General features: G+C 44.1%; 6 protein-coding genes. All 6 read right to left on the bottom strand.

From position 1 onward, the window contains the following. Positions 1 to 222: 222 nt before the first annotated feature. Positions 223 to 891: a pilus assembly protein TadG-related protein gene (locus tag DCCM_RS09705; protein WP_104372201.1), complete on the bottom strand. Its 669-nt coding sequence runs from the start codon at positions 889 to 891 to the stop codon at positions 223 to 225. Between the two features lie 23 nt (positions 892 to 914). Next, positions 915 to 2,315 (bottom strand): hypothetical protein, encoded by a 1,401-nt coding sequence (locus DCCM_RS09700; RefSeq protein WP_128739125.1) that lies wholly within the window; start codon positions 2,313 to 2,315, stop codon positions 915 to 917. A gap of 195 nt (positions 2,316 to 2,510) precedes the next feature. After that, positions 2,511 to 3,158, bottom strand: a complete 648-nt coding sequence (locus DCCM_RS09695; protein ID WP_104372199.1) for an abortive infection system antitoxin AbiGi family protein — start codon at positions 3,156 to 3,158, stop codon at positions 2,511 to 2,513. A 108-nt stretch (positions 3,159 to 3,266) separates the two neighbouring features. Then, a complete protein-coding gene (locus DCCM_RS09690) occupies positions 3,267 to 4,259 on the bottom strand; it encodes a stalk domain-containing protein (RefSeq protein WP_104372198.1) in 993 nt (330 codons plus the stop codon). A gap of 675 nt (positions 4,260 to 4,934) precedes the next feature. Continuing rightward, positions 4,935 to 5,303: a hypothetical protein gene (locus tag DCCM_RS09685; RefSeq protein ID WP_104372197.1), complete on the bottom strand. Its 369-nt coding sequence runs from the start codon at positions 5,301 to 5,303 to the stop codon at positions 4,935 to 4,937. Between the two features lie 398 nt (positions 5,304 to 5,701). Next, on the bottom strand, positions 5,702 to 6,037 hold the full coding sequence (locus DCCM_RS09680) for a hypothetical protein (RefSeq protein WP_104372196.1): 336 nt from the start codon (positions 6,035 to 6,037) through the stop codon (positions 5,702 to 5,704). Between the last annotated feature and the right edge of the window lie 480 nt (positions 6,038 to 6,517).

Below are 6,517 nucleotides of genomic sequence, written 5' to 3'. Positions count from 1 at the left end.
TGCTCCGATTGCCATATTTCCTACTTCTCAATTAAATATTGGTTACCGGCAATGGCGCTGTTTCCTTTATCGCCAGTTTCCGTAAGCAGTCACAATCACCCCATTTTTAATGTTTATAAAAGTAATAATAATTACCCCCGCTCCACGCCGAACGGGAGTAATTACTGTCAGACGATTATTTACAGCCAAACCAATCACCGCAATATGAAGATTCAAGAATATTTACTGGTCCTCGCAATCATTTTCAGGCCTTTTCCAGCCATATATCTTTCCCTCCATAATTTTATCGAAATAACTAGCGGACTGGGAGCACCGGTTAAATTCCAAATCATCTATACCAACTAATTTTAGAAAAAAGGTATCGATCCTTCCGTCAGCCCTAACCGTTACCGAAGGGTATGCCTTATCGCTTGACGAGTCGTTAATTGTTATTCTTTCAGAGGTTATTTCGCCGTCCTCCTCCAGCAGGGAAGGGCGATTGACATCGAAGACCCCCCTAACGACCTCATCGGTGTCGCTTGGATACTCAAGCCACCTTTCTTTTATTCCCATATACTTGTCACAGCTATTGTGCCGCCAGCCTCTTTCGTCGATCATATGAACTTCGTTGCCCGACCTATCAACTATTGACTCATAAACACACCAGCAACCATTATCATCACATTCTAAATGGCCTGGCTCTACGGATACGGTGACATATCTTTCAGCATTCCCCGCCCCTGCAAGACTGGCCGCCGCAAGTGCAGCTCCAAGTTCCTCCCGGGCTACCCAGGTTCTCGCCAGATCCGTTGCCACTCCGGCAAAAATTAGGAGTATCGACACCAGCAAGACGGCCAATAATAGAACTGCTCCGCGCTGATCTTCAACTAAGTTTTTCGTTATTCGAACCATCCAGATACTATCCCCCGTCCTTTTTATTTAGCACCGTTAATAGAAATCCATATATCGTCCGTCTTACCAGGAGGCGTAATAGCTTTTTCTGGCACAAATGTTTTTATCATTGTGTTATTGCCCAAGGCGCAGTCATCGACACCTACAGGCAGCGCCTTGGCCGTATACGTGATTGTATTGCTGATTGTATCAACCCAGCTATGCTGAACTGTTTGCCCTTTTGCCATAGAATAGGTTTTCTCTTTCTTTAGCCCGTTGCTGCCGGTTACCGTAACTTTAACGGCAACATTTCCCCCAGGACCATCATTAGCCCTTTTTATGGTTGCCGTAAACTTTTCGGGTCTTCCTCCAACCACAGTCTTATTCAGGCTTTTTATACCGGTTACAGAGATGTCCGTACATGTTGGGCCTACTGTTAACGATACTTCCTTTTTATTGTCCGCCCAATTTCTATCCTTCTCTGTGGACATCTGCGGGATCACCGAGTCGCTTGTAAACAAAGTAAATGGCATTTCAAGTCCCGGGCCGGTACCCGTATCGCTCCAGTTTGCAATTGCAATTATCGACTCTCCGGCAACACCCTTGGCTTTCCATGAACCCTCTATTGTGTACGTGGAACCGGCGCCATAGAAGTTATAATCTTCATATTTGATTCTCTCCCAGGCTCCTTTTACAATATGATACAGGGCCATTTTGGTTTTAACCGGTATTGGGTAGTTGCTGGCTATTACGGCCCTGGCCGTATAGCTCTTACCGGCCTCCATAACATTACCTGGCGCGCCCGTTTCGAGGGTTTTTACCGTAAAATCCGGTTGGTTTATCACCAAAACACCCAGCGATCCTGAGCCCCCGTCCCAAGCTTCTCCATGAATGAAATTGCGATATCCTTGCAGCACATATTTTTTGAGTTCCTCACTGCTTACGTTCAGGGGGTCCATGTCTAGGGCCATGCTGTTGCCGGAACTGGGATACGGACCGGGAACACCCTGGCTTTGCGCCTTATCCAGAGCCAGAAACCATGATTTTGCCGGTGTTATGCTGGAGTTAGAGAACCTAGCGGAGTCGGTTCCAGACTCCAGGGTGTATTTACCGGTGCCCGCATCCGGTACCACGCCCATGCTGTCAAAAAATGCAAAGGCCCTTTGGCTTCGCTGCAGCACATTATACGGTATAGCCATGTAGCCTTTACCGGCCTGCGGCTGCCAGTTTTCAGCCATGAAGTATTCATCGGACAGATCAGGATAAACAATTCTTAGTGGCTGGTAGGAAACCAAAGATCCTTCTGTGCCGTAGTGGGATTTAAAAAAGTCTTGGAAGGGGTTTTCTATCGAGCCTTCCTCTGTTCTACTACCAGCATAAGTTATTCCACCTATAGTCAACACTATACATAGTGCTAATAAAAGTATTAAAACAGGTTTTTTCATTTACTTACCTACTTTCTTAAAAATAATGGGGCTGACATTTTAAAGTCGGCCCCTTAATGCATAGTTGATAAACATTTAATGAAATTTTTAATACAGATGTACAGCCAACATTTTAACCTTTTTATACGCTTACCATAAAGTGTCAATTACCTTTGCCTCTGGTTTAAGATAACTTAAACTTCGCTAGTACGACCACTAATCCTCTTTTTTTTCCGGCATTCTATGAACAGGCCAAAGTGTTTCTATTTGGGTATAAGCTTCCATCACTAAAAATTTGTTCAGTCCAATAGCTGTACGGATATTTGATGGAATTTTGTCAATATCCTCATATTCATTTACAATGACAAATTCCACTTGATTGTACTTGAATGTTAAATCCTTTGGAACTCTCCACTCACGTTCATGTAAATAATCAATCGGCTGTTTTCCATCTCTCTTACCACCAGGTCTATAACTTGGTAAGAATCTTGATACAAATACATGGGCTTTCGGAGACCATGCTTGCTCCTTATAAACCTCATCACGAACATAAAACACAGGATTTCCTTCTAAAAGGTAAATCAGTGCTTTGTTAAATCCAATTCCATATGGAGAATACCTTTTAGCATGCACCAAAAGAGATGTCCAAGGACACTCTGTCAAACAGACAGCTCTTCCTGGAACCTTCCAGGGTAAAGATGAAGCAAGAATTTTTCGTTCATTAAGAATAGAAATCAATCGATCTCTCGCAGATAACCCTCTAGTTTTCTCAATTGTCGGATTAGCAGGATCATCCTTTACCCAAGGTTCCTTGTCAGTTGTAAAGTGTGCTAAATAAAAAGAAAAATCTGGTTTACTAGACATAATACCCTCCCCTTTTAAAAATAACATTATGATCTCATATTAAAGTCTGTCCTCTATCTCTTTGATTTGTTCCCAGGGAACCAGTCCAACCTGGACTGGTTCCTGATTTTAGTTTTCTAGCCATCCAGTTGATGTATCATAATTCCCTATGTCCTTCCAGGAATATGTTTTTGCAAAGATAAAGGATGTTGCAAATTGTATTGGATTGTCCGAATACATATTGTTATCTTTTATATAGTTGGCTCCCGATACCATTCCTTTCTTATCCACTGAATTCATATAGAAGTTGTTCCAGCATGTCTTTTCTCCCGCATACAGATACACATACCCGGAAGCCATCTTGGGATAATCCCCCGTAGTAGCCCTTACCATCAAGCCGCCACGCACCGGGTCAAAGAGTATTGCTTCATCGGGAACCCCCCATATTGTAAGCCATTCGAGCGCATTGAGTGTGAAACCGCCGTCCCTGGGGTCAGTTATCAATACCGGACTATCGGTATTTATCCTTTTCTTGCTTCCATCCAAACCTTCAACATCGGCGTAGCTGTTATCTTTATACACAGTAACTTTCTTAATCGTCTGCTTTATTACATCCGGCACATCCCTGAAAGTTTCCACTATAACCGCCTGCTCCTCCGGCACCCAGAAAACCAGGGCACCCATGGCCTGGGCGATTACCCTATATGGCAACATTGTCCGGCCGCTTTTTAACTCTGGGGGAACATCGAAATCGTTTATATGTGGGTAACCATTCATGCTGAAAGATTTAACGCCTATGGTCATGCCTATTTTTTCAGTGGCCCTTTTTATTTCCACCTGTTTGGCAGTGTCGTTCCATTTTATGTCGACATCGGGTATGCCCAAGCTGTAAGCCAGGTATCTAACCGGCATCATAGTGCGCCCATCCTTTATGTACGGCGCCACGTCTATTTCCCGGCGCTGGCCATCAACCTCATAATATTTTTTCCCTATCCAAAACTTCGCCACCCGGGCCTGGTCCGGTCCTATGGGAGCTGCCAACGCCGGGGTAACAAAACCGATGGCGGCCACCAAGGCCAGCACCATGGCCATGGTTATAACATTAAGTTTTAGTTTACTCATTTACGAAACCTCCTTAAAATCCTATTTCCTATTTCTTGACAATAGCGTATACGCCATATATTATTTACCTAAAGAGTTATCACCCCTTTTTAAATGGGAATACTGGATACTGAAGAACGGCGTGAGCGCCTCGCCTGTCGGGGTTTCGTCTAGGCCCTTGAAACTGCTACGAACAGTTTCAAGGGTTTTTAATTACTTCCGCCGGTCAGCTATTAGCACAACGAGGGTTAGCAGAAGAATAACGGCTATTACGATTTGAATTGCGTCAGATGCTTGAATCATTTCTGCCTCACCCCCTTTCGGATTTATCATCCCCGGCAGGTGAGGCCCGCCCTCAGTCCAATATTCCCAAACATAATTCTACCATTTTCCAGTCAATCCACAAGAAAAATTTCCCTTTTTACATTATTAGGCACCACCATCCTTTTATCCATTTATGAATCTCAGATCCTTTTATTCCACATGGAATATTCGGGTCTATTCAAAACTCTGCCACAGCTTAAAACCTTGTCGCCTTTGATGTTATGCCCATTTTGGCATTATTCTGTGCCACAGGTAATATTTGTGGCACATTCCACAGAAATATTTACGTTTTGGCCAGTGTCATCAAAGGTTTGCATGTGCCACGATATTAATAAACTAAAGTACATGGTACCAGATGGAGAACCCAACCATTTACCCCTCCCGAACCGGCTCCCTTAAATATGCAACTGCTTTTTTCCGCGCCTTTTCGTATATTTCAACACAATCATGCTTACCCAAGTCATCAAGAGTCTGAATAAGCATAAACATTGCCGTTGCACTTGATGCACCTGTTTTGGCATTCAATTTGGCAAGGCGATTCTCCAATGGTTTCATCTCGTTTCTGATAACCTCCCTTATAGCGCTACGTATCACATCTAAGGCAGTAACCGCTGACTCGCCGGCGAGAGCTTCGCTAAGTAGCCTCCTAACAACAACGGCTACCGGCTCATTTCTACTGGTGGCTAAAGCCTTTAACTTTTTCTCTAACTCATCATCCACACGTAAATGAATTTCATTCAAAATACAATGACCTCCCTTCAAAAGTCCCACAAAAAACCTTGACACACTAAAACAAACACCGAAAATAATCCCGCCAGAGGGATACAACACTTCAAATAGGGATATATCTGGGGAGTTTAAAAAGCCTTTATTCACCGGCTCTGCCGGTGATATGTGAACCGGGGCGGGACGCCCCCTTATCCTGCCTTAAAAAACAGAGACTATAAACCCCCGAAAAAGTGCTTGAAATGCAGCCCCAAATTTTTGTGACCGATAGTATGCGGGACCGAAAAAAAACAATCCACCGGCAACAACCTTGGCGCATATCGGTAAAACCCATAATCAACCAACTGGTTAAAATACCCCGCAGACGCGCATAATTGGCTTCTGAGAGGAGATAACGTGCCGGGCATGGTTTTCTACCCGCCAACAGCTGCAACCTTCTCCGTTTTTTCTCCAGCAAACTTCTGTAACGTGGAAAATATTATCTCAGCAATGCCAGGTTGGAAAAGGTACTTTAAAAAGGTTATAACATCATCAACCTCCTCCCTGGAAAGGTCCTTGATAATCTCCTGTAACATGGAGCCGTAAAACGCCTCATTATCACTGTCCAATTCCTGCAATATGGTCCAGCGAGTTTCCGGACTTATCTTTGAGACCCGCCAGGCTGCCCGTTGAATGAACCCTATATTATCCATTTCCAATTCTTCAAAAGGATTACCTGATCGAGTATCTATATTCGCCAAATTGTCCAATTGCAAACCCTCCTTAAAAAGTTGTACAATTGAACAACCAGGGAGTTTTCCCCGGGTTGTTCAATTGCAGGGGAAGAATTACACCGCTGCCGACCAAAGCAAACAGGTGTAACCTTCCCTTATCAATTTCACCCCCTTTCCCAAGTACCGAATAGTATTAATAACTGGCAAACCCCCTGACTCCAGCAGCAACCCTCCCTCCAGGTACATACCCAAGACCCCTTAAAGCCAGCAGAGCCTGTACCCTATCCCGGCACCGGTAGCATAAGTACACAGTATTAAGCGCCATGGACAAATACCCGCCACCCTGCCTAGGTCCAAATATTTGAGCGCAGCAATCACACTTCACATCAACGCGCACATCCCGGAATTCCATAAAAATAACCCCTTCCTATCACCGGCATCGACTCAAACCGAGACCACATGCCGTTATATTCCCTTCCGCTTTTTATCAGCATCTTTTATATCCTTAATACTAAA

The sequence above is a fragment of the Desulfocucumis palustris genome (genome assembly GCF_002933875.1).
Taxonomy (GTDB): domain Bacteria; phylum Bacillota; class Desulfotomaculia; order Desulfotomaculales; family Desulfocucumaceae; genus Desulfocucumis; species Desulfocucumis palustris.
Note: the sequence above shows the minus strand (reverse complement) of the source record. Positions and strands in the feature narration are given on the sequence as shown.

Excerpts from the sequence above, each read along its gene's own strand:
- DCCM_RS09705 (WP_104372201.1), bottom strand. The coding sequence starts at position 891 with ATGGTTCGAATAACGAAAAACTTAGTTGAAGATCAGCGCGGAGCAGTT.
- DCCM_RS09700 (WP_128739125.1), bottom strand. The coding sequence starts at position 2,315 with ATGAAAAAACCTGTTTTAATACTTTTATTAGCACTATGTATAGTGTTG.
- DCCM_RS09695 (WP_104372199.1), bottom strand. The coding sequence starts at position 3,158 with ATGTCTAGTAAACCAGATTTTTCTTTTTATTTAGCACACTTTACAACT.
- DCCM_RS09690 (WP_104372198.1), bottom strand. The coding sequence starts at position 4,259 with ATGAGTAAACTAAAACTTAATGTTATAACCATGGCCATGGTGCTGGCC.